The organism is Nonomuraea fastidiosa (assembly GCF_042751225.1).
Lineage (GTDB): Bacteria > Actinomycetota > Actinomycetes > Streptosporangiales > Streptosporangiaceae > Nonomuraea > Nonomuraea fastidiosa.
This window is the reverse complement of record NZ_CP170570.1, coordinates 940564-961873: the sequence shown is the minus strand read 5'-3', so window position 1 is coordinate 961873 and position 21310 is coordinate 940564. Positions and strand designations below refer to the sequence as shown.

19 protein-coding genes are annotated in these 21310 nt (G+C 69.9%); 7 read left to right on the top strand and 12 right to left on the bottom strand.

What is annotated here, in order from left to right:
• Positions 1 to 535 precede the first annotated feature (535 nt).
• Together nrdR and ACFMQL_RS04295 are read left to right on the top strand one after the other, a co-directional pair.
• The gene (gene nrdR / locus ACFMQL_RS04300) at positions 536 to 991 is read left to right on the top strand and encodes a transcriptional regulator NrdR (protein ID WP_043614619.1); all 456 of its coding nucleotides are present in this window, start codon (positions 536 to 538) and stop codon (positions 989 to 991) included.
• Complete coding sequence (locus ACFMQL_RS04295) at positions 988 to 3831, top strand: vitamin B12-dependent ribonucleotide reductase (protein ID WP_364067016.1); 2844 nt, start codon at positions 988 to 990, stop codon at positions 3829 to 3831. The genes nrdR and ACFMQL_RS04295 overlap by 4 nt, the downstream gene beginning before the upstream one ends.
• Before the next feature lie 96 nt (positions 3832 to 3927).
• Here the strand turns inward: ACFMQL_RS04295 and ACFMQL_RS04290 are convergent, their stop codons facing one another.
• From ACFMQL_RS04290 to ACFMQL_RS04280, 3 genes are all read right to left on the bottom strand, one after another.
• Positions 3928 to 4782 carry a glycerophosphodiester phosphodiesterase family protein gene (locus ACFMQL_RS04290; protein WP_364067014.1) on the bottom strand — a complete coding sequence of 285 codons (855 nt, stop codon included), beginning with the start codon at positions 4780 to 4782 and terminating at the stop codon, positions 3928 to 3930.
• A gap of 498 nt (positions 4783 to 5280) precedes the next feature.
• Positions 5281 to 5715 carry a TIGR03618 family F420-dependent PPOX class oxidoreductase gene (locus ACFMQL_RS04285; RefSeq protein WP_364067013.1) on the bottom strand — a complete coding sequence of 145 codons (435 nt, stop codon included), beginning with the start codon at positions 5713 to 5715 and terminating at the stop codon, positions 5281 to 5283.
• An 82-nt stretch (positions 5716 to 5797) separates the two neighbouring features.
• Positions 5798 to 6199 carry an ester cyclase gene (locus ACFMQL_RS04280; RefSeq protein WP_378784644.1) on the bottom strand — a complete coding sequence of 134 codons (402 nt, stop codon included), beginning with the start codon at positions 6197 to 6199 and terminating at the stop codon, positions 5798 to 5800.
• A gap of 37 nt (positions 6200 to 6236) precedes the next feature.
• On the opposite strand from ACFMQL_RS04280, the gene ACFMQL_RS04275 reads away from it, so the two are divergent.
• Positions 6237 to 7448, top strand: a complete 1212-nt coding sequence (locus ACFMQL_RS04275) for an amidohydrolase (RefSeq protein ID WP_364067009.1) — start codon at positions 6237 to 6239, stop codon at positions 7446 to 7448.
• A gap of 59 nt (positions 7449 to 7507) precedes the next feature.
• The gene (locus ACFMQL_RS04270; protein WP_364067007.1) at positions 7508 to 8593 is read left to right on the top strand and encodes a PrsW family intramembrane metalloprotease; all 1086 of its coding nucleotides are present in this window, start codon (positions 7508 to 7510) and stop codon (positions 8591 to 8593) included.
• Positions 8594 to 8692: 99 nt separating this feature from the next.
• On the opposite strand, the gene ACFMQL_RS04265 is transcribed toward ACFMQL_RS04270, so the two are convergent.
• The gene (locus tag ACFMQL_RS04265) at positions 8693 to 9319 is read right to left on the bottom strand and encodes an MFS transporter (protein ID WP_378784642.1); all 627 of its coding nucleotides are present in this window, start codon (positions 9317 to 9319) and stop codon (positions 8693 to 8695) included.
• A gap of 9 nt (positions 9320 to 9328) precedes the next feature.
• Positions 9329 to 9988, bottom strand: coding sequence for an MFS transporter (locus tag ACFMQL_RS04260; protein ID WP_378784641.1), 660 nt, complete (start codon positions 9986 to 9988; stop codon positions 9329 to 9331).
• A 91-nt stretch (positions 9989 to 10079) separates the two neighbouring features.
• Here ACFMQL_RS04260 and ACFMQL_RS04255 point away from each other — a divergent pair, with 91 nt between their 5' ends.
• Positions 10080 to 10673, top strand: a complete 594-nt coding sequence (locus tag ACFMQL_RS04255) for a helix-turn-helix domain-containing protein (protein WP_364067003.1) — start codon at positions 10080 to 10082, stop codon at positions 10671 to 10673.
• On the top strand, positions 10642 to 11262 hold the full coding sequence (locus ACFMQL_RS04250) for a pyridoxamine 5'-phosphate oxidase family protein (RefSeq protein ID WP_364067001.1): 621 nt from the start codon (positions 10642 to 10644) through the stop codon (positions 11260 to 11262). Before ACFMQL_RS04255 ends, ACFMQL_RS04250 begins: the two co-directional genes overlap by 32 nt.
• Before the next feature lie 149 nt (positions 11263 to 11411).
• Here ACFMQL_RS04250 and ACFMQL_RS04245 read toward each other — a convergent pair whose 3' ends face one another.
• Both ACFMQL_RS04245 and ACFMQL_RS04240 read right to left on the bottom strand, forming a co-directional pair.
• Positions 11412 to 11582, bottom strand: a complete 171-nt coding sequence (locus ACFMQL_RS04245) for a hypothetical protein (protein WP_364066999.1) — start codon at positions 11580 to 11582, stop codon at positions 11412 to 11414.
• Between the two features lie 458 nt (positions 11583 to 12040).
• Positions 12041 to 12490 (bottom strand): hypothetical protein, encoded by a 450-nt coding sequence (locus ACFMQL_RS04240; protein WP_378784639.1) that lies wholly within the window; start codon positions 12488 to 12490, stop codon positions 12041 to 12043.
• Between the two features lie 194 nt (positions 12491 to 12684).
• Here ACFMQL_RS04240 and ACFMQL_RS04235 point away from each other — a divergent pair, with 194 nt between their 5' ends.
• Positions 12685 to 12936 (top strand): hypothetical protein, encoded by a 252-nt coding sequence (locus ACFMQL_RS04235; protein WP_364066995.1) that lies wholly within the window; start codon positions 12685 to 12687, stop codon positions 12934 to 12936.
• A gap of 232 nt (positions 12937 to 13168) precedes the next feature.
• Here the strand turns inward: ACFMQL_RS04235 and ACFMQL_RS04230 are convergent, their stop codons facing one another.
• The 5 genes from ACFMQL_RS04230 to ACFMQL_RS04210 form a co-directional block, all read right to left on the bottom strand.
• Positions 13169 to 14863 carry an ABC transporter family substrate-binding protein gene (locus ACFMQL_RS04230; protein WP_364066993.1) on the bottom strand — a complete coding sequence of 565 codons (1695 nt, stop codon included), beginning with the start codon at positions 14861 to 14863 and terminating at the stop codon, positions 13169 to 13171.
• Between the two features lie 30 nt (positions 14864 to 14893).
• Complete coding sequence (locus ACFMQL_RS04225; RefSeq protein WP_364066991.1) at positions 14894 to 16924, bottom strand: ABC transporter ATP-binding protein; 2031 nt, start codon at positions 16922 to 16924, stop codon at positions 14894 to 14896.
• Positions 16921 to 17832, bottom strand: coding sequence for an ABC transporter permease (locus ACFMQL_RS04220; RefSeq protein WP_364066989.1), 912 nt, complete (start codon positions 17830 to 17832; stop codon positions 16921 to 16923). Before ACFMQL_RS04220 ends, ACFMQL_RS04225 begins: the two co-directional genes overlap by 4 nt.
• A complete protein-coding gene (locus tag ACFMQL_RS04215; RefSeq protein WP_364066988.1) occupies positions 17829 to 18815 on the bottom strand; it encodes an ABC transporter permease in 987 nt (328 codons plus the stop codon). The genes ACFMQL_RS04220 and ACFMQL_RS04215 overlap by 4 nt, the downstream gene beginning before the upstream one ends.
• A 126-nt stretch (positions 18816 to 18941) precedes the next feature.
• Positions 18942 to 21293: an AAA family ATPase gene (locus ACFMQL_RS04210; protein WP_378784637.1), complete on the bottom strand. Its 2352-nt coding sequence runs from the start codon at positions 21291 to 21293 to the stop codon at positions 18942 to 18944.
• Positions 21294 to 21310: the final 17 nt, after the last annotated feature.

The following is a 21310-nucleotide window of genomic DNA, read 5'->3' as shown; positions in this document are numbered from 1 at the left end:
CCCCCGAAGATCCCGGCAAGGCCGCACCCCGCCTGGCAGGGGAGCACCCGGAGGGCGGGGCAGTGCGGCCGGAGGGGAGAGCTTGGGGCCCGTGTAGGTGGGAGCGCGTGAGTCGGGTGCGGAATGCGTTGGCAAGCGTGACTGGTTGGTCGGATGAAACGGCGGTCATCGCGACGGGAGGAAGCGTGGCGAGTGTCGGTCGGTCTCGCTGTGAGATTCGTTCACGTGCGAGGCCGAACACAACCGATGTGACGCTCTCACCTGCGAGAAGATCACCCGCGGCGGCGCGACACGCCCGGGACGCGTGAGCCCGGTGGGCTGATCAGCGACTTCGGCGGAAAGAGTCGGCTCGAGTTGCGTTCATGGCGGCGCGCTTCTACGGTTGGACCACAACATCTAGTAGTTTCACCGATGTAGTTCACCACACCTTGTGTTTCCGTGACCGCTCCATGGGGTGCCGTGGAGCGTGCTTCAGCGTCCCGTCACGGGGTTTTCTGCGGCGTGTGGTGGCCGCAGGTCTTGGAGGCGAAAAAGCGTGCACTGTCCGTTCTGTCGCCACCCTGACACCAGGGTCATCGACAGTCGCTCGACGGACGACGGTGCGGCCATCCGGCGCAGGCGGACCTGTCCCGAGTGCGGACGCAGGTTCACCACGCAGGAGACCGTACTGCTCATGGTGAGCAAGCGCAGCGGAGTGACGGAGCCGTTCTCGCGTGACAAGGTCGTCGCGGGCGTACGGCGGGCCTGCCAGGGCAGGCCGGTCAGTGAGGATTCGCTGGCGCAGCTGGGGCAGCGGGTGGAAGAGGCCATCAGGGCGAAGGGTGCGGCCGAGATCCCGTCCAACGAAGTGGGGCTGGCCATCCTCGGGCCGCTGCGCGAGCTGGATGAGGTGGCGTACCTGCGGTTCGCATCGGTGTATCGCGGTTTCGAGAGCCTGGCGGACTTCGAAGCCGAGATCAAACAGTTGAAGGCGGAGAAGGGGGAGTCATGACGGAGACGGCCAGCGGTTCAGTGGCGCGCGGGGGCAAGCGTCCGCGTAAGGGCCTGAAGATGAAGCGGATCTTCACCAAGCCCGGTGTGCACCCGTATGACGAGATCAAGTGGGAGCGCCGGGACGTCGTCATGACGAACTGGCGCGACGGGTCGGTCAACTTTGAGCAGCGAGGTGTCGAGTTCCCCGACTTCTGGTCGGTGAACGCGACGAACATCGTGACGACCAAGTACTTCCGTGGCGCCGTGGGCACGCCGCAGCGCGAGTGGAGCCTCAAGCAGCTCATCGACCGGGTCGTGGGCGTCTACACGAAGACGGGTCTCGAGCACGGCTACTTCGCGAGCGAAGAGGACGCCGAGATCTTCGACCATGAGTTGAAGTACGCGTTGGCGCACCAGATATTCGCGTTCAACTCGCCGGTGTGGTTCAACGTGGGCACGCAGTCGCCGCAGCAGGTGAGCGCGTGCTTCATCCTCTCCGTGGACGACACGATGGAGTCGATCCTGGAGTGGTACAAGGAAGAGGGCGTGATCTTCAAGGGCGGCTCCGGGTCGGGTGTCAACCTGTCGCGGATCCGTTCCTCGAAGGAGTTGCTGTCGAGCGGCGGCACGGCCAGCGGGCCGGTGTCGTTCATGCGCGGCGCCGACGCGTCGGCGGGGACGATCAAGTCCGGCGGCGCCACCCGCCGGGCCGCCAAGATGGTCGTGCTCGACGTCGACCACCCCGACATCGAGGAGTTCATCGAGACGAAGGCGCGCGAGGAGGACAAGATCCGCGCGCTGCGCGACGCCGGGTTCGACATGGACCTCGGCGGCAAGGACATCGTCTCGGTGCAGTACCAGAACGCCAACAACTCCGTCCGCGTCTCCGACGAGTTCATGCGCGCGGTGGAGAACGGCGGCGAGTTCGGCCTGCGCGCCCGCCTGACCGGCGAGGTGATCGAGAAGGTCGACGCGCGGACGCTGTTCCGCAAGATGGCCCAGGCCGCCTGGGAGTGCGCCGACCCCGGCATCCAGTACGACGACACGATCAACGACTGGCACACCACCCCCGAGACCGGCCGCATCACCGCCAGCAACCCCTGCAGCGAGTACGTCCACCTCGACAACTCCTCCTGCAACCTGGCCAGCATCAACCTGCTGAAGTTCCTGCAGGACGACGGCTCCTTCAACATCGCCGACTTCGTCAAGCTGACCGAGCTGATCATCACCGCGATGGACATCTCGATCGTCTTCGCCGACTTCCCGACGGAGAAGATCGGTGAGACGACGCGGGCGTACCGGCAGCTCGGCATCGGCTACGCCAACCTCGGCGCGCTGCTGATGGCGACCGGCCACGCCTACGACTCCGACGGCGGCCGGGCGGTGGCGGCGGCGATCACGTCGCTGATGACCGGTGTGTCCTACCGGCGCAGCGCCGAGCTGGCGAGCGTGGTGGGCCCGTACGAGGGCTACGCCCGCAACGCCGAGCCGCACAAGCGGGTCATGCGCAAGCACGCGGCGGCCAACGACGACCTGCGCACCATCGGCACCATGGACGCCAAGATCCACGCCGAGGCGACGCGTCAGTGGTCGGAGTGCCTGAAGCTGGGCGAGAAGTACGGCTACCGCAACGCCCAGGCCAGCCTGCTGGCCCCCACGGGCACGATCGGCCTGATGATGGACTGCGACACGACCGGCATCGAGCCGGACCTGGCGCTGGTCAAGTTCAAGAAGCTCGTCGGCGGCGGCTCGATGCAGATCGTCAACCAGACGGTCCCGCGGGCGCTCAAGCAGCTCGGCTACCAGCAGGAGCAGATCGAGGCCATCGTCGAGTACATCGCCGAGCACGGCCACGTCGTCGACGCCCCCGGCCTGCGCCAGGAGCACTACGAGGTGTTCGACTGCGCGATGGGCGAGCGGGCGATCGCTCCCATGGGGCACGTCCGGATGATGGCGGCCACGCAGCCGTTCCTGTCCGGCGCCATCTCCAAGACCGTCAACCTGCCCGAGTCGGCCACGGTCGACGACATCGAGCAGGTCTACCTCGAGGGCTGGCGGCTCGGACTGAAGGCCCTCGCCGTCTACCGCGACAACTGCAAGGTCGGCCAGCCGCTGTCGGCCGGCGACAGCGCGAAGAAGCAGGAGCAGAAGGCCGAGCCGGAGGTCAAGGTCGTCGAGGTCAACCGGCCGACCCGCCGCCGCATGCCCAACCAGCGGCCGAGCACGACCACCCGGTTCACGGTGGGCGGCGCGAAGGGCTACATGACCGCCTCGTCCTACCCGGACGACGGTCTCGGCGAGGTCTTCCTCAAGATGTCCAAGCAGGGCTCGACGCTGGCGGGCGTCATGGACGCCTTCTCGGTGGCGATCTCCATCGGCCTCCAGTACGGCGTGCCGCTGGAGACGTACGTCAGCAAGTTCGTCAACATGCGGTTCGAGCCGGCCGGGATGACCGACGACCAGGACATCCGGATGGCCACCTCGGTGATGGACTACATCTTCCGCAGGCTGGCCCTTGACCACCTGCCGTACGAGGAGCGGGCGGCGCTCGGCATCTTCTCGGCGGCCGAGCGGGCGGCGCAGCAGCGCGGCGAGGACCCGGCGGCGCTGCAGGAGGCGGTCGACCGCGAGGCGCTCGCGCAGTCGGCTCCGATCGAGTCGGCGGCCGCCGCGGCTGCCGCCACCGCCGAGCCGAAGGCCGAGAAGGAGCTGCCGGCCGTCAAGCAGGAGCTGACGCTGGAGAGCCACCGGCGCTTCACGGCCGACGCGCCGCTCTGCATGACCTGCGGTACGAAGATGCGCCCGGCGGGCAGCTGCTACGTCTGCGAGGGCTGCGGTTCGACCAGCGGCTGCAGCTGATCTGACGCCGCTGATACGGGCGGTCGCGTGACGACCGTGTGAACGAGGGGGCCCGGATTCCGATCCGGGCCCCCTCTGCGTTGCTTACGCGGTGGGTCAGAAGTCGAGCACTGAGCGCAGCACGTCGGGTTTGTTGGTGATGATGCCGTCCACCCGGTACGTCACCATCCGCCGCATGACGTCGGGGTCGTCCACCGTCCAGGTGAGGACGTCCATGCCGAGCTTGTGGACCTGGCGCACGTACCCGGCCGTCACATCGTCGTACGGCGGGTTGATCTGGTCGGCGAACGAGGCCAGCCCCGGCAGCTCACCGGTCGAAGGCGTGCCCAGCAGGCCGATCGGCACCTGCGGCATCAGGCGCGCGAACCGGCGCATGGAGTTCCAGTCGAACGACTGCACCACCAGCCGCCCCGGCGCCAGCCAGGAGGAGTGCCGGCGCAGCTCGGCGGCGATGCGGCTCTCGATACCCGGGTAGAGGCTCGGGGACTTGACCTCGAGCAGCAGGCCGATGCCCTCGTCGCGCATCTCCTCCAGCGCCTCGCCCAGCGTGGGCACGGGCTCGCCCTTGTACTTGCCGGACTTCCAGGAGCCGGCGTCGAGCTTGCGGATCTGGGCGAGGGTGAGATCGCCGACGTTCCACGGAGCGAGGTCCGGGAAGCGGCTCTCCACGTCGGTGGTACGGGTCAGCGTGGTGTCGTGCATCAGGACCAGGTGGTGGTCCTTGGTCTCCTGAACGTCCAGCTCGAACATGTCGGCGCCTTGGTCGGCGGCCAGGCGGAACGCGGCGAGGGTGTTCTCCGGCGCGTACGCGGAGGCACCGCGGTGGGCGACGGCGGTGACCGTCGCCGCGGCGCTCTCCACCGCGCTGGTCGCGTTCGCACCGGGGGCGGCAGGGGTGGGGAAGATGAGGGACAGTGAGGCAATGGTCAGCACGGCGAGCCGCTGAATCATGAGTCTCCTCTGGTGGGAAGAGATGACGACTCGACGGTGACAAGATCTTGTGACTTCGAGTTGAGGGGAGGGTAACCCAGCGGTGCCGCACGGATGAGCAATAGACATGCGGATCGAAGGTAAAGAAATCCGCGGGTTGGCCGACCTCGGGGAGGTTCGCGCGGCATTACGCGACATACCGTGCCAAGGGGGCAGGCGGCGGGGAGGGACGTTCCGCGCGAACGGCGCAGGCGGGTGGTTCTGTGCGAACGGCGCAGGCAGGCGGTTCCGTGCAAACGGGGGCGTGCGGGTGATTTCGTGTGGACGGTTGCGTGTGGGCGATTCCGTGTGAAGGGTGCAGGCGGGTTGTTCTGTGCAAACGGGGGCGTGCGGGTGGTTTCGCGTGGACGGTGGCGTGTCGGGGGTTCTGCGCAAAGGGCGCAGGCGGGAAGTTTCGCGTGAACGGTGGCGCGCGGGGCGGCTCTGCGCGAACGGTGGCTCGTCCGGCGAGGCGCGGCGTCAGCCGATGGGCAGGGACGTTCCGTACAGGCGGCTCACACGGATCCTGATCACGAGGCGCTGGTCCGCCACCATCCGACGCAGAAACGCCTCCTCCTGCCCCGGCCCCGAGACGGCGGACGGCGGCTGCATCGCCAGCAGCTCCCTGCCCACCTCGTCGCCCGGCTCGGTGCTCACCGGCGACAGCTCGGCCTCCCCCTCGGCCACGACGAAGGCCATGAAGTCGTCGCTGGCGACGTACAGCGCGCAGCGCGGGTCCTTATGGAGCCGGCGCACCTTGAGCCGCCCGGCGATCGTGGAGATGCGGACGACGCGCTGCTGCGGGTCCCAGGTGTAGGCGACGGTCGACAGATGGGGGTGGCCGCTGCTCTGGTTGGTGGCCAGCGCGCCGAAGCGCTGCGCGGCCAGGAGGCCGGACAGTTGCTCATCCCGCATGGACTGGGGCGCGGGCCCCGCTCCCGGACCGTACTTCTCCGCCATTCACCGACCCATCGGCTAGATAAGGGGAAATATCACCTTATATCGAGATGCCGAGCTGGCGGCTGAAGGTCTGCAGGTCAGAGATCACCCAGTATTCGGCGAATCGCCCCTCCCGGGCCCGCAGAATGTCGTGCCCGCTGAAGGCGACCCCGGTGCCCTCGGGCGCCGTCGCCCCGGGCAGCCCACCCCGGTAGATCCCCGCGAACGTCCACCGCGCCGCCACGAGATCGCCGTCCACGATCGGCCCCACGTCGAGGGTCAGGTGCACGCCGGCGAACGGCTCGTGCGCCTGCCGCAGCGCCTCGGCGAGTCCTTCGGGCCCCGAGACGTCCATGCCGGGCCAGTGACCGACGAAGCCGGGGGTGACCAGCTCGCCGGTCAGGGAGAAGTCGCCGTTCCACAGCTCGAAGAGCCATCGTCGGTAGAGGTCGGCCGGCATACGTCCCCCCTACCCGGTGACCTGTAGGTTACGACTCATGAACCTCGCCATTACCAGTGGATACGTTGTGCCCGTCGACGGCGACCCCATCGACGGGGGAACCGTCCTCATCCAGGACGGCAAGATCGCCGCCGTCGGCCGGGACGTCGCGATCCCCGAAGGCACCCGCGTCGTCGACGCCGCGGGCCGCTGGGTGCTGCCCGGCTTCGTGGAGGCCCACGGTCACCTCGGCGTGTACGAGGAGGCCGAGGGCTGGGCGGGCCAGGACACCAACGAGATGACCGACCCCAACGGCGCCCGCCTGCGCGCGCTCGACGCCATCAACCCGGCCGACATGGCCTTCGGCGACGCGCTGTCCGGCGGCGTGACCACCGCCGTGATCAAGCCGGGCTCCGGCAACCCCATCGGCGGCCAGACGGTCGCGGTCAAGTGCTGGGGCAGGACGGTCGACGAGATGCTGATCAAGGAGCCGGTCAGCGTCAAGAGCGCGCTCGGCGAGAACCCCAAGCGCGTCTACGGCGAGCAGAAGAAGCTGCCCTCCACCCGCCAGGGGGTCGCCGCGGTGATCCGCGACGCGTTCATGAAGGCACAGGACTACAAGGCGAGGAAGGCCGCGGCGGCGGACGAGGGCAAGCCGTTCGACCGCGACGCGACGCTGGAGACCCTGGTACGCGTGCTCGACGGCGAGCTGCCCTGGTGCCAGCACACCCACCGCGCCGACGACATCGCCACCGCGCTGCGGCTGGCCGACGAGTTCGGCTACCGCCTGGTGATCAACCACGGCACCGAGGGCCACCTGCTGGCCGACATCCTGGCCGAGCGGAACGTCCCGGTCATCATCGGCCCGCTGTTCACCAGCCGGTCGAAGGTCGAGCTGCGGGAGCGCTCGCTGCGCAACCCCGGCATCCTCGACCGGGCCGGCGTCGAGGTGGCGATCACCACCGACCACCCCGTCGTGCCCATCCACTTCCTCGTCCACCAGGCCACGCTGGCGGTCAAGGAGGGGCTCGACCGGGCCGCCGCGCTGCGCTCGATCACCGTCAACCCGGCCCGCATCATGGGCATCGACGACCGGGTGGGCGCGCTGCGTCCGGGCCTCGACGGCGACGTGGTCATCTGGGACGGCGACCCGCTCGACGTGATGAGCCGCGCGGTGCAGGTTTTCATCGCGGGCCGGGAAGTGTATTCCTACGCAGACGGCGAATCCGTGGTGGCAGATCCTTATTACCGGGAATCGAGCGACCGTTAAGCGTGCGTGACGGCCGGGGCGCATAGCCGGTCGGGGAGACGGGAAGAGAGGGCACCACCATGACTGCTCCGCTGCTCGCCCAACGCCCCAGCAAGGCCCTGCTGATCGGGCTTGTCGCCTCCGGTCTCCTCGCGCTCATCGTGCTCGCGGTGATGCTGCACGCCGGCGGTCCCGTCGGGTTCGGCCTGTCCGCGCTGCTGGGCCTCGCACCCCTTCCGGTGCTCCTCGCGGCCGTGCTCTCGCTGGACAGGCTCGAGCCCGAGCCGAAGCTCAACCTGGCCTTCGCCTTCGCCTGGGGCGCGGGCGTGGCGATCGTGGCGGGCATCGCGCTGACGCTCGCCGGCCAGGAGCTGTTCACCAGGGCCGGGTACGCCGCCGCGACCGTCCGCGACGTGGGCTCCATCGTGCTGGCCCCGGTGATCGAAGAGGCGCTCAAGGGCTCCGCTCTGCTGCTGCTCCTGCGCAGGCGCGCGGAGATCGACGGGCTGACCGACGGCATCGTGTACGCCTCCATGACCGGCCTCGGCTTCGCCACCGTCGAGAACGTCGGCTACTACCTGCTGGCCTTCGGCGAAGACGGCCCCGGCGCGGCCGTGCAGCTCTTCGTGATGCGCGGCCTGATCGACCCGCTCGGTCATCCGATCTACACCTCGATGATCGGTCTCGGTGTCGCATACGCGCTGACCCGCGGCACCGCGGGCAGGTACGCCGCCATCCCGCTCGGCTACCTGGGCGCGGTCTTCCTGCACGGCCTGTGGAACGGGGCGGCGAGCACAGGGTCGCTGAACGTGCTCGGCGGCGCGTACCTGGTGATCATGGTGGCGCTGATCGTGCTGATCGTGGTGACCGTCAACGAGCGCCGCCACCTCATCGCGAAGATGGCCTACTACCTGCCCGCCTACCAGGCCACGGGGCTGATCAGCGACGCCGATCTGCGCATGCTCACCACGCTGTCCACCCGCAAGGCGGCCCGCAGGTGGGCCAGGAAGGCGGGGCTCGGCCGGGCCATGAGCGACTACCAGCACGCGGCGACCGAGCTGACCATGCTGCACGTCAGGGCCGAGCGCAAGGGAATGGACCCGGCGCGGTTCGCGGCCGAGCGCGACGCGTACCTGGCGGCGATGGCCAGGTCGCGCCGCTGGTGAGGGGCGCCGGTACGAGCGGCGCGGCGGGCGCGGGTGAGGCTCGCACGGGCGGCACGAAGGGCGCGGGTGAGCTCGTACGAGCAGGACGGCCGGCGGGGGTCAGGCTCGTACGAGCAGGACGGCGGGCGCGGTCAGGCCGGTGAGCAGGATCGCGGCCGTCACCGCGACCGTCGTGCCCTGCGACAGGCCGAAGGCCGCCACAGCGGCCGCCATGCCGGCCGCGCCCAGCGACGAGCCGATGTACCTCGCGGTGTTGTTGGCCCCCGAGCCCATGCTGACCCGGTGGGCGGGCACGCTCTCGATCGCCAGGTGGCTGATGGAGGAGTTGATCAGCCCTGAGCCCGTCCCGCTGACCGCCAGCCCGGCAACGAGCAGCGGCAGCGACAGCGAGGTGGCCAGGCTGAGCAGGCAGAGGTAGCCGGTCGCGCTGAGCGCGAGGCCGAGCGCGAACCGTTCGGCGGTGCGCAGGCGTACGCGGGCGGACAGCAGCGACGTGACGAAGGACATCCCCGCCCAGACCGCGAACAGCCAGGCGGTGTCCAGCGCGGTCAGCCCGTACGACGCCTGCAGCAGCGTCGGCAGGTAGCTGAGCAGTCCCACCACCGCCGTGCCCACGATCACCGCACCGCCGGTCGCGACCAGGAACAGCGGACGCCGGAACAGCGCCATGTCGAGCAGCGGCTCGCGCCGGCGCAGCTCGACGGCCACGAACGCGGCGATCAGCACCGCGGCCGCTCAGAACGCCCACACCACGACAGGCCGCGACCAGCCCAGACGCCCCTCGGTCACGCCCGCGACCAGCGCCGCCAGGCCGAGGGTGAGCAGCACCACGCCCGGCAGGTCCGGCCGGCGCGGCGCGGGCGCGCGCGACTCGTCGAGCGCCCTTGCCGACACCACGGTCAGGGCCAGCGCGGCGGCGGCGGTCAGCCAGTAGACCGCCCGCCAGCTCACCGCCGTCGCCACCAGGCCGGACAGCAGCGGGCCCGCCATCGTGCCGAGCCCGATCATGGCGCCGTAACGGCCGGTCGCGCGCACCCGGGCGGCGCCGGTGGGGAAGGCGTGTCCCACGATGCCCAGGCCGGCGGCCAGCATGGCCGCGCTCGCCCCGCCCTGCACGAGCCTGGCCAGCACGAACGTCACCACGCCCGGACTCGCCGCGGCCAGCACGCTCGACGCGGCGAGCACGCCGCTGCCGATCACGAGCACCATCCTGCGCCCGTAGTCGTCCGCGAGCCCGCCCGCGACCAGCAGCGATGACGACAGCCCGAGCGCGATCGAGCCGAGGATCCACACCGGCCCCGTCGGCCCGGCCTCCAGCGACCGCGCGATCTGCGGCAGCGTCACCATCGGCGAGGAGAAGTTCGTCATGGCGAGGAACGGAGCCGACGTCGCCACGGGAAGCGTCCACCGCCGGGGAACGGCCACCGAAGGTTCGGTCATTGAACTCACACCGCGCACGGTAGCACGGTTCGGTGAATGAACTAACATGTGGGGCGTGGCGCTCGGAAAGGACTACGCAGGCCAGGACTGCTCGCTGGCCAGCGCGCTCGAAGTGATCGGAGAGCGGTGGACGCTGCTCGTCGTCCGCGACGCCCTGTACGGCGTGCGCCGCTTCGCGGACTTCCAGGCCCACCTCGACATCCCGAAGGCCGTGCTGTCCCAGCGCCTGTCCACGCTCGTCGCCGCCGGCGTCCTCGAACGCCGCCGGTACCAGGACTCACCGCCGCGCCACGAGTACGTCCTGACCCCCATGGGTCACGAGCTGTGGCCGCCCGTGCTGGCGCTGATCGGATGGGGCGAGCGGCACCTGTCCGAGCGCGGCCCGCGCCGGCTGTTCCACCACGTGGCCTGCGGCATCCGGCTCGATCACGCGTCCCGCTGCCCGTCCTGCGATCGTACGGTCCCTCTTGAGGAGATCGAGATCCGCCCGGGTCCCGGCCTGCGCCACGACGCCAGGCAAGATCCGGTCAGCCGCGCCCTTCAGACCCCGCACCGGATGCTTTCCCCCATTTCTGAAAAGATTGGGGAAACCCCCGAAGGGAGATCACATGACGTGGACGGAGATCGAGTCGGAGGCTGAGCTCCGCGAGCTGCTGGGAGAGGTCAAGCCCCGGGCCGCCACGAAGGACCGGCCTCGCCTGCACCAGCGCGACCGCGAGTGGCTGGCGGCCTCGCCGTTCTGCCTGATCGCGACGTCCGACGACACCGGCGCCTGCGACGTCTCGCCCAAGGGCGACCCCGCGGGGTTCGTCCACGTCATCGACGACACCACGATCGCCATCCCGGACCGGCCGGGGAACCGCAGGGCCGACGGATTCCGCAATATCCTGAAAAATCCGCACGTAGGGCTGATCTTTCTGATTCCGGGGCGGAACGAGACCCTCCGCATCAACGGCCGCGCCCGGCTCGTCCGCGAAGCGCCGTTCTTCGACGAGATGATCGTCAAGGGTCACCGCCCGCATCTCGCGCTCGTCGTCGAGATCGAGCAGATCTTCCACCACTGCCCCAAGGCGTTCCTGCGCTCGTCGCTGTGGAAGCCGGACACCTGGAACCCCGGCGCGCTGCCGTCGCACGCGCGGATCATCAAGGACGTGCAGCCGGTGGAGGAGACGCTCGAAGAGCTCGAACGTTACTACGGCGACTCTTACAAGGAGCGCCTGTACGGCTGAGTCGAAAGGGCGCCTGAACGGCTGAATCGGAAAGGCGCCTGCACGGTGGATCAAGACCGCTTGAAGCGCCTGAGCGGCTGCATTCGCCGCCTCGCGGTCCGGGCCCGGGTCGCGGCCCGGACCGCGGTGAGGCTCGGCGAACGGGGGTCTCAGGCGGCGGGGGTCGGCCCGCCCGGAAAACGGATGACGTTTCTGCCGGTGTAGGCACGCAGGTCGACGACCTTGGCATCGGCAGGGGGCTTGCGACGGCGATCCGCCGACCGGATGTCGCGGATCTTGTGCCTGGCAACAGCTGGCGGCACCACCACAAGCCTCTTCATCGTGAGCCCCCCGTGATAGTCCTGTTACCTATGTTATCTACAGATACCCCCGTAAGTTCGGTGTAAGGAGCAAGTCAGTAGGGAAGCCGGCGACCCGCCGGCGACCGCAGGTCGAGCTCCAGCGCCGGCCGGGGGCGCCGCTTGGCCGACTTCGTGACTCTGACGCGTTTCATGGTGTTTCCCCCTTCCGAAGCGCGTCCTTCTCCTTAACGTCCGTGTGCCGCGTCGGCGACGCGATGACGGCTCCTTGCCCGCCGCCATGCGCGCCAACCTAATCCGGGCCGCCTGCTCGCTCAACGTATTTCTACGAAGACGGCAGGAGTCTCTCGTGACGGGTGAATGGTCGCGGCGGGTGCTGATTCGTTTGAGAACGGGGACCGGCGCGTCTCTCGCGTCCCCTCTTCCGCACCCTACCCCTGACTCGCCACCTCATCAGCGCCGCTCATAAGGCCTGGTCATCAGCCCTGGCAGTTGCCCCACGACTTGCGCCCGCCCCACGCGGTGACGCGGTTGTCGGGGTCGCGCGTCCAGCCGCTGTAGCGCACACACTTCCAGGCCCCGTCGATGTGGCCGGCCTCGGCGTAGTAGCGGTAGCGCTGGACGTCCTCGCTCCGGCCGCCGCCGCGCACTTCGAGGTAGGCGCCGGTGGTCGTGCGGGCGCCCACGTAGGCGGTCTTGATGGCGGCCACGCAGTTCTTGCCGCTGCGCTTGTTGTACATCAGGTAGACGTGGCCGAACACGGCTCCGCGCGGGGTCTTCATCGCCCGGTGGCCGTCCTTGACGCGGTGGAAGCCCTTGCCGCAGACGCGTTCGGGGGTGTACGCGGCCGCGGCGGCGTACGCGGGGGCGGGGACGGCGGCGATCCCGGCGGCGGCGAGCGCGGCCGCGATGATCGTTCGGGTCAGCACGAAGAACCCTTCTGGAAGGTGAGCATGAGCAGGACGATCTTTACTGTGCTTTGACCGAAATTTCAACCGAAACGATCGGATGCCCGTCATGTCGGGACTAGTGGTGAAAGGCCGGAATATAGAGCGCTCTTGGGGAAGGGGGACCGCGTAACCGGGTATGCGACCGGGCGGACCGACCGATTGAGGGGATCACCATGGCCGTCTGCGAGACCTGCGGAAACGACTACGACATGGCCTTCGAAGTGCGCGCGCAGGGAGCCGTGCACACCTTCGACTGCTTCCAGTGCGCGATCGAGGCCATGGCGCCCATCTGCGAGCACTGCGGCACCAAGGTCATCGGGCACGGCGTGCAGTCGGGCGAGCACTGGTACTGCTGCGCCCACTGCGCCCGCCAGGAGGGCACTCAGGGCATCGTCGACCGCGTGATGGCCGGCACCGCCACCTGACCCCGCCCCGATGTAGCAACGCCGCCCAAGGAGGAAGCGCGACGTGCCGCGCCGCCGCGCCCGAGCCGAGCGCGGCGCGACGAATCGCGGCCTGGTCAAGGTGGACGAGCCTGAGGCCGGGGCCAGGCGGCGAAGCCTGAGCGTGGCGCGCGGCCGGGATCAGGCGGCGAAGCCTGAGCGTGGCGCGCGGCCGGGATCAGGCGGCGAAGCCTGAGCGCGGCGCGCGGCTAGGTCAGGCGGTGAAGCCGATGTCCTCGTACTGGAGGTCGAAGAAGCCGCGCGCCCCCACGTTGGCCAGCGTCTCGCGGACGGCCACCATCTGCGGGCGCTGGTAGAGCGGCAGCACGTTCACCAGCGGCCAGAGCAGCTTGTCGGCCTCGTTGGTCAGCGCACGCGCCTGCACCGGATCGAGGCTCTGCGCGGCCCGGCTCATCGCCTTGTCGATCTCCGCAGACCCGGTACGCCCGAAGTTCGCGTTCCAGTTCTGGCCGTTGGTCGCGTTGGCGTAGATGCCGTAGCTGCTGGAGACCGGGAACGGCGTGCCGATGTAGGCGAACGGCGTGATGTCGAAGTTGCCGGGGATGACGTACTTGGTGAAGAAGTCGTCGCTCGGCACCGCCTTGATGGTGAGCTTCACCCCGATCTGCGCGAGCATGCTCTGCGCCAGCTCGCCCTCGGCCTTGCTGATCTGCACCCCCGACGGCACCACGAACCGCAGGTCGAGCGTCCTGCCCTGCCTCTGCCTGACCTGGCCGTTCAGCTTCCAGCCCGCCGCGTCGAGGAGCTGCTTGGCCTTCTCGGGGTTGTAGACGCCGAGCTCACCGGCGTTGTCCTGGTAGCCCTCCTGGGTGTTCATGAAGAAGTGGTTGTTCAGCACGGTGATCGGCCAGTCGAGGCCCTGCAGGTCGGACTGCGCGATGGCCTGGCGGTTGATGCCGAGCTGGATGGCCTGGCGGACCCGTACGTCCCTGAGCAGGTCGCTGGAGCCGTTGAAGGTGAAGTGCCGGAAATCGGGGCCGGCGGCCGTGCGCACCTGCGCGCCCGTGGTGGCCTTGGCCCGCGCGTAGTCGGGGGCGGACGGCCCGATGTCGATGATGTCCAGCTCACCGTTGCCGAACGCGCTGATCAGCGAGTCCTGCTCGGAGGCCCGGAAGATGATCCGGTCGAGCTTGGCCCGCCGGCCCCACCAGGCGTCGTCGCGGACCAGCGTGATCGTCTTGGCCGTCTGGTCGAACCCGCCGAACTTGAACGGCCCCGCCGTCACCGGGATCTTGTTGAGCCACGCGGTGTTGAACGACTCGGGGTTACGGTTGGTCGAGGCCGGCAGCAGCGGCCCGAACAGCGCCTGCCAGTCGCCGAACGGCCGTTCGAACGTCACCACCACCTCGTAGTCGTCCTTGCCCCGCGCGACCTTCTCGATGTCCTGGTAGCCGGTGGAGGAGACGATGCGGTAGTCGGGGTCGCGCCCGTTGAGCGCCTGCCACTGGGCGCGGTAGTCGGCCCACGTGATCGGCTTGCCGTCGGACCACTTGGCCTTCGGGTTGAGCCGGTACGTCACCACCTGCTTGGGCTTCTGGCTGGTCACCCGGGCGTCGAGCACGTAGTCGGTGTCGACCGAGATCTCCGCCTTCTCGTTGGAGACGAACGGCCCCGGCAGCAGCGCGTTGCTGACCACCGCGGCCATCGCCAGGTTGCCGTCGACGTGGTTCCTGTTCCACTGCGTGGGGAACTCGTTGATGCCCCAGCGCAGCGTCCCGCCGTCCTTGACCTTCTCGCGCGGCTGCGGGTTGATGTCGTACGCCTTGAGCTCCCGCTCATCCCCGGCGCTGTCAAGGCCACTCGCGCCGCTGCCCTGCTGGTCGCCGCAGCCCGCCAGCAGCAGCGCACACGCCACGGCGGCCGACACGAGTCGACGTGATCGTTTCATCGAGCGTATCCCTCCCGGATCGAGCGAGGTCTAGACGACTTCGCGCCTGTCTGCGTAGTGGCAGGCCGCCCCCTGGTCCTCGTCGCCCACCATCCGCACCTCGGGCTCGACCTCGACGCAGAGCCGGCGCTCCGCATCGGTCAGCTCGGCGCGGAACTTGGGGCACCTGGTGCGGAAGCGGCAGCCCGAGGGGGGATGGGCGGGGCTCGGCAGGTCTCCTTCGAGGAGGATCCGTTCGCGGGAGCGCTCGCGTACGGGGTCGGGGAGGGGGATGGCCGACAGCAGCGCCTGCGTGTACGGATGCATCGGTGTGCCGTAGACCAGCTCCACCCGCCCGATCTCGGCGATCCTGCCGAGGTACATCACGGCCACCCGGTCGGCGATGTGCCGCACCACCGCCAGGTCGTGCGCCACGAACAGGTAGGACAGCCCGAGCCTGGTCCGCAGCGAGTCGAGCAGGTTGATCACTCCAGCCTGGATCGACACGTCGAGCGCGGAGACCGGTTCGTCCAGCACCAGCAGCCGGGGCTCCAGCGCGAGCGCCCTGGCGATGGCGATGCGCTGACGCTGGCCGCCGGAGAAGTCCTGCGGGTAGCGGGCCGCGTGGGAGGGGTCGAGGCCGACGAGCGCGAGCAGCTCACCGACCCGGCGCGCCGGGTCGGGCCTGCCGTGGGTCCGCAGCGGCTCGGCCAGGATGTCGTGGACGGTCATGCGGGGGTCGAGCGAGGCCAGCGGGTCCTGGAAGACGACCTGCATGTCGCGGCGGATCTCGTTGCGTTCGGCCCTGGTGAGCTTGGCGGTGTCGTGGCCGAGCACGACGATGCCGCCCTCCTGGGGCGCGGCCAGCTCGAGTATCTGCGTCAGCGTGGTGGTCTTGCCGCTGCCCGACTCGCCGACCAGGCCGAACGTCTCGCCCTGGCGGATGTCGAAGCTGACCCCCGCCACGGCGTGCACGGTGCCCACCCGCCGCTTGAAGATCGCGCCCTTGAGCAGCGGATAGTCCTTGACCAGGTGGCGCACCTCCAGCACCGTACGCTCGCCGCGCACCGCCAGATGGGTGCCCTTTTCGGGGGCCGCGTGCCTGCCGGGCGGCCGGGGGTGCACCTCCTGCCAGCGGATGCACGCCGCCCGGTGGCCCTCGCCGACGTCGAAGAGCGGCGGCTCGGCCTTTTCGCACTCGTCGATGCGCATCGGGCAGCGCGGTGCGAACGGGCAGCCGGACGGCAGCTCGCTCGGCGACGGCGGGTTGCCCTCGATCGGCGTCAGCGGCCGGCGGGCGCCCGCGTCCACGCGCGGGATCGAGCCGAGCAGCCCCACCGTGTACGGCATCCGCGTCCGGTAGAAGACGTCGTCCACGCCGCCCACCTCGACGGGCCGCCCCGCGTACATGACGAGCACCCGGTCGGCGAACCCGGCCACCACCCCCAGATCGTGGGTGATCATGATGATCGCGGCGCCGGTCTTGGCCTGCGCCCGTTTGAGTACCTCCAGCACCTGCGCCTGGATGGTGACGTCGAGCGCCGTCGTCGGCTCGTCGCAGATGATCACATCGGGGTCGTTGGCGATGGCCATCGCGATCATCACGCGCTGCCGCATGCCGCCGGAGAACTCGTGGGGGAAGGCGAGCGCCCGCTCCGACGGGTGAGGGATGCCGACGAGGTCGAGCAGCTCGACGGCCTTGACCAGCGCGGTCTCCTTGCTGACCCGCTGGTGGACGCGGACGGCCTCGGCGATCTGGTCGCCCACGCGGTAGACCGGGGTGAGCGCCGACAGCGGGTCCTGGAAGACCATCGACATGGTCTTGCCGCGGAAGGAGTTGAGCGTGCGCTCGGGGGCGCCGATCAGCTCGCGGCCGTGCAGGCGTACCGAGCCGGTGACCCGCGCGCTCGGCGGCAGCAGCCCCATCACGGCGGCGGAGGTGACCGACTTGCCGGAGCCCGACTCGCCGACGATGCCGAGCACCTCGCCGGGGCGTACGGCGTAGCTCACCCCGCGCACGGCGGGCACGTCGCCGAACGACACCGTGAGGTCGCGTACCTCCAGCACCGGCTCGGCCGTCATCGCGCCCTCCGCGATGAGGAGGGGTCGAACGCGTCCCGCAGCGCGTCGCCGACGAGGTTGACCGCCAGCACCGTGATCACCAGCAGCCCGGCCACGAACCAGAATGTCCACGGCGCGTAGACCGCGGTCTTGGAACCATCGGCGATGAGCGTGCCGAACGACACGTCGGGCGGCTGGATGCCGAACCCGAAGTACGACAGCGAGGTCTCGGTGAGTATGGCGCTGCTGACGTTGAGCGTGGCGTCCACGATGAGCAGCGAGGACAGGTTGGGGATGACGTGGCGGAAGATGATCCGCACCGGCGGTACGCCCATGTAGCGCGCGGCCTGCACGTACTCGCGCTGTTTGATCGAGATCGCCATGCCCCGCACGATCTTCGAGGTGACCATCCACAGGAACAGCGCCAGCATGATCACGAACAGCGGCCACTGTCCCGCGCCGAACAGCGGCGACAGGATCGCGAGGATGAGGAACGCCGGCAGCACGAGCAGCAGGTCGGTCACCCAGCTCAGCGCCCGGTCGGTCCAGCCCATGAAGTAGCCGGCGAACGCGCCCACGATCGCTGCCAGCGCCGTGGACACCAGCGCCGCCAGCAGCCCCACCACCAGCGACTTCTGCATGCCGCGCATGGTGACGGCGAAGACGTCGGCGCCCGTTTGGAGCGTTCCGAACCAGTGGCGCGCCGACGGCGGCTGCAGGAACGCGGTGAAGTCTTTGTCGGTGTACGTCCACGGGCTGAACAGCGGCCCTGCGAAGGCCAGCAGGAACATCAGCGCGAGCACCGCGAACCCGATGCGCCCCTGCGTGGAGGCGAAGAAGCGCCTGGACACCACGCGCGCCCTGGACGGCGCCCTGACGACCGTGCCGTCGGACAGCTCTTCCGCGAGCTCCTCGTCTGACAGCGTCATCCGGCCCGCACCCTCGGGTCGAGCGCGGCGTGCAGCAGGTCGGCGGCCAGCGAGGCGCACAGCACGGCGACGGCGGCCAGCAGCGAGATGGCGGCGACGGTGTTGACGTCGTTGCTGAAGATCGAGTTGATGAGCTGCTCGCCCAGGCCGTGCCAGCCGAAGATCTTCTCCGTGAACGTGGCCCCGGTCAGCAGCGCGCCGAAGGTGAACGCGAAGTAGGTGACCACGGGGATCATCGCGGTGCGCAGCGCGTGGCGGGTCAGCGCCTTGCGCCTGCTCAGCCCCTTGGCCCTGGCCGTGCGGACGAAGTCGGCGCCCAGCACGTCGAGCATCATGTTGCGCTGGTAGCGGCTGAACACCGCGATCAGCCCGACCGACAGCGAGATCGTCGGCAGCACCAGGTGTTGCAGCCGGTCGGCCACGTGGCCCCAGAAGCCGGTGGTGAGCCCGTCGCTGTATTCGCCGCTGACCAGCAGCAGCGGGCGGCCGAACACGTTTTCGTTGGCCCACGACGCCACCAGGATCAGCATGTTGGCCAGCACCACCACGGGCACCGCGAGCACCACGAACGACAGGCCGGTGGACAGCCGGTCGAACCAGCCGTACTGGCGGACCGCGGCCAGCGCGCCGGTGGCCACGCCGAGCAGGCTGCCGCACACCAGGCCGAGGATGACCAGCCGGAACGTCACGCCCATGCGGCGCTTGATGTCGTCGTTGACCGGCGCGCCCGCGACCGTCTTGCCGAAGTCGCCGCGCAGCACCCCGCCCGCCCAGGTCGCGTACCGTTCGAGCAGCGGCGTCTTGTCGTTGAGGTTGAGCGCCGTGAGCTGGGCGTCGACGACGGCGGGCGGCGGCTTGGGAGTGCGGTCGGCGTAGTTGGAGCGCGGGTCGAGGGCCATGGCGGCCAGGAGGTAGGCGAGACTGGCGGCCACGATCACGAGCACGGCGTAGTTGAGCAGCCTGCGGGCCAGGAACCCCGCCATCGCCCTCCCCTCCTACGCAGCCGAACGTGCCGACACGCCACCGAATGTGGCCCATCGTAGCCATATTGCTACACGAAGTGAGGGGGTGGCGCACCTGATGCGCCGAAGAAAGTCGGGCCGGGAGCGTCAGCGGCCGGCGAGCTCGTCCACCGCGGTGCGGACGTCCTCGCCGGTGATCGTGGTGAGGTCGGCGGCGCTGGCCGATCCGCCGCGCGCGGCGTGGGCGGCGAGCCGGACGTCGCGGCGCATGGCCGCGCGCTCGAACAGCGAGCGGGCGAAGCGGCCGTTGCCGAGCCCGTCGATCAGCCGTTCTTCGCACACCCAGGCGAACACCTCGTCGAGCCTGCTCAGCGCCTCCTCGTCGAAGGTGTCGCCGGCCTGCTCGGCGAGCAGCACCGCGATCTGCCGCAGCTCGGCGGGGGTGTAGCTGGGGAAGGCCACGCGCTGGTTGAAGCGGCTGGCCAGGCCGGGGTTGGTGGCGAGGAAGGCGTCCATCTCGCGCTCGTAGCCGGCCAGCACGATGACGAGCCGGTCGCGGTCGTCCTCGGCCCGCTTGAGCAGGGTCTGCACGGCCTCGGCGCCGAACGCGTCGCCGCCCTGGTAGCCGGGGTTGACCAGGCTGTAGGCCTCGTCGATGAAGAGCACGCCGCCGAGCGCCCTGTCGATCAGCTCGTTGGTCTTGATCGCGGTCGCGCCGAGGTGCTGGCCGACCAGGTCGGCGCGGTGCGCCTCGACCACGTCGGGCCTGGCCAGCAGGCCGAGCGCGGCGAAGATGCGGCCGAGCACGCGGGCGACCGTGGTCTTGCCGGTGCCGGGCGGTCCGGTGAAGACGAAGTGGCGCATCTGCTGCGGCGTGGGCAGGCCGCGCTCCTGGCGCATCCTGGCCACCTGGAGCTGGGCGGCGATCGCGTGCACCTGCCGCTTGACCGGGGCGAGGCCGGCCATCCTGTCGAGGTCGGCCAGCGCCTCCTCCAGCGTGGGCGTGGCGACGTAGCCGCGGAAACGGGCGGTCAGCTCCTCGAACGCCTTGGTGACGTCGGCCGTGGTGGTGGTGACGAGGTCTTCGGTGGTCGGGGTGCCGCCCGCGCCCACCACGCGCACGTCGCGGGCCTGCGCGGCGGCCTCCACCAGGCTGCGCGCGAAGCGGGCGTTGCCCAGCTCGTCGACCAGGCCACGGCGGTGGACGTCCTCGTAGAGGCCGAGCAGCACGCGCCGGGTCTCGGTCGTCATCGTGTCGCCCCTGCGCCGCTGCAGCAGCTCGGTGACCTCGACCAGCTCGGCGGGGGAGTAGCCGGGGAAGCGCACCCGGGTGGCGAACCTGCTGGCCAGGCCGGGGTTGCTGGACAGGAACGCGCTCATCTCCTGCTCGTAGCCGGCGAGGATGATGATCAGCCGGTCGCGGTCGTCCTCGGCCCGTTTGAGCAGGGTCTGCACGGCCTCGGCGCCGAACCTGTCGGGCTGGCCGTCGGATGAGTTGATCAGCGCGTACGCCTCGTCGATGAAGAGCACGCCGCCGAGCGCCCTGTCGACGAGCTCGTTGGTCTTGATCGCGGTCGCGCCGAGGAACTCGCCCACCAGGTCGGCCCGCTGCGCCTCGACGACGTAGGGGGTCTCCAGCAGGCCGAACGCGTAGAAGATCTTGGCGAGCGCGCGGGCGACGGTGGTCTTGCCCGTGCCCGGCGGGCCGACGAAGACGAAGTGCCTGGTGGGACGGCCGGTGGAGTAGCCGGCCTCGGCGCGCAGGCGGCCGGCCTCGATGGAGGCGGCGATGGAGCGCACCTGCTCTTTGACCGGCGCGAGGCCGATCATGCTCTCCAGCTCGGCGAGCGCCTCCTCGACGGAGATCTGCGGGGGAGCGGCCTGCTTGTCCTGCGGGGCCTCGAGGCGGCCCTCGCGCGCCCTGACGCGGACCTGCTGCTCCTCGGCGGCGGCGGTCTCGGCCCTGACCCGGCGGGCCAGCAGGAACCGCTGCACGAGCACGGCCCCGGCGGCGGCGTACGCCACCCAGACCGCGATCGTGTCGGAGACGAGGGCGACGGCGGCGGCGAGCACCCCGGCGGGCACGAGCGCCATCAACGTGGTCACCCACGGCGTCACCCAGCGGATCAGATGGGCGGCCCCCGCGACGGGCAGTGACAGCGCGACCATGAGGTGCACGGTGCCCGCGCCTGGCGGGAACAGCGTCGCGAAGACCGGCAGCGCCAGCACCACCCAGCCGGCGACGACCAGCACGGTGGCGGCGGCCCTGGGAAAGCGCATGGTCAGCGCGACGAAGGCGAGCAGCAGCAGCACCAGGGGGAAGGTCTGCAGGAGGTCCCAGCCGAGCGCGGCGCCGACGCCCATCGCGGCCACGAGCACGACCGCGTAGACGACCCGGCGCACGGCCGGGGGAATCTGGAAATAACGCAGCCGAACCTTCTCGAACAGATCCCGCGCCACGGCCCTCCCCGCGGTCTGGGTCCTGCCGGACTCACGCATCACGCCTCCCCGGTCCG

Coding starts and splice junctions, on each gene's coding strand:
- ACFMQL_RS04290 (WP_364067014.1), bottom strand. CDS start 4,782: ATGATTCAGCGGCTCGCCGTGCTGACCATTGCCTCACTGTCCCTCATC.
- ACFMQL_RS04255 (WP_364067003.1), top strand. CDS start 10,080: ATGTGGGGCGTGGCGCTCGGAAAGGACTACGCAGGCCAGGACTGCTCG.
- ACFMQL_RS04225 (WP_364066991.1), bottom strand. CDS start 16,924: ATGACGGCCGAGCCGGTGCTGGAGGTACGCGACCTCACGGTGTCGTTC.
- ACFMQL_RS04245 (WP_364066999.1), bottom strand. CDS start 11,582: ATGAAGAGGCTTGTGGTGGTGCCGCCAGCTGTTGCCAGGCACAAGATC.
- ACFMQL_RS04280 (WP_378784644.1), bottom strand. CDS start 6,199: ATGCCGGCCGACCTCTACCGACGATGGCTCTTCGAGCTGTGGAACGGC.
- ACFMQL_RS04235 (WP_364066995.1), top strand. CDS start 12,685: ATGGCCGTCTGCGAGACCTGCGGAAACGACTACGACATGGCCTTCGAA.
- ACFMQL_RS04210 (WP_378784637.1), bottom strand. CDS start 21,293: ATGCGTGAGTCCGGCAGGACCCAGACCGCGGGGAGGGCCGTGGCGCGG.
- ACFMQL_RS04285 (WP_364067013.1), bottom strand. CDS start 5,715: ATGCGGGATGAGCAACTGTCCGGCCTCCTGGCCGCGCAGCGCTTCGGC.
- ACFMQL_RS04275 (WP_364067009.1), top strand. CDS start 6,237: ATGAACCTCGCCATTACCAGTGGATACGTTGTGCCCGTCGACGGCGAC.
- ACFMQL_RS04250 (WP_364067001.1), top strand. CDS start 10,642: ATGACGTGGACGGAGATCGAGTCGGAGGCTGAGCTCCGCGAGCTGCTG.
- ACFMQL_RS04215 (WP_364066988.1), bottom strand. CDS start 18,815: ATGGCGGGGTTCCTGGCCCGCAGGCTGCTCAACTACGCCGTGCTCGTG.
- ACFMQL_RS04220 (WP_364066989.1), bottom strand. CDS start 17,832: ATGACGCTGTCAGACGAGGAGCTCGCGGAAGAGCTGTCCGACGGCACG.
- ACFMQL_RS04270 (WP_364067007.1), top strand. CDS start 7,508: ATGACTGCTCCGCTGCTCGCCCAACGCCCCAGCAAGGCCCTGCTGATC.
- ACFMQL_RS04230 (WP_364066993.1), bottom strand. CDS start 14,863: ATGAAACGATCACGTCGACTCGTGTCGGCCGCCGTGGCGTGTGCGCTG.
- ACFMQL_RS04295 (WP_364067016.1), top strand. CDS start 988: ATGACGGAGACGGCCAGCGGTTCAGTGGCGCGCGGGGGCAAGCGTCCG.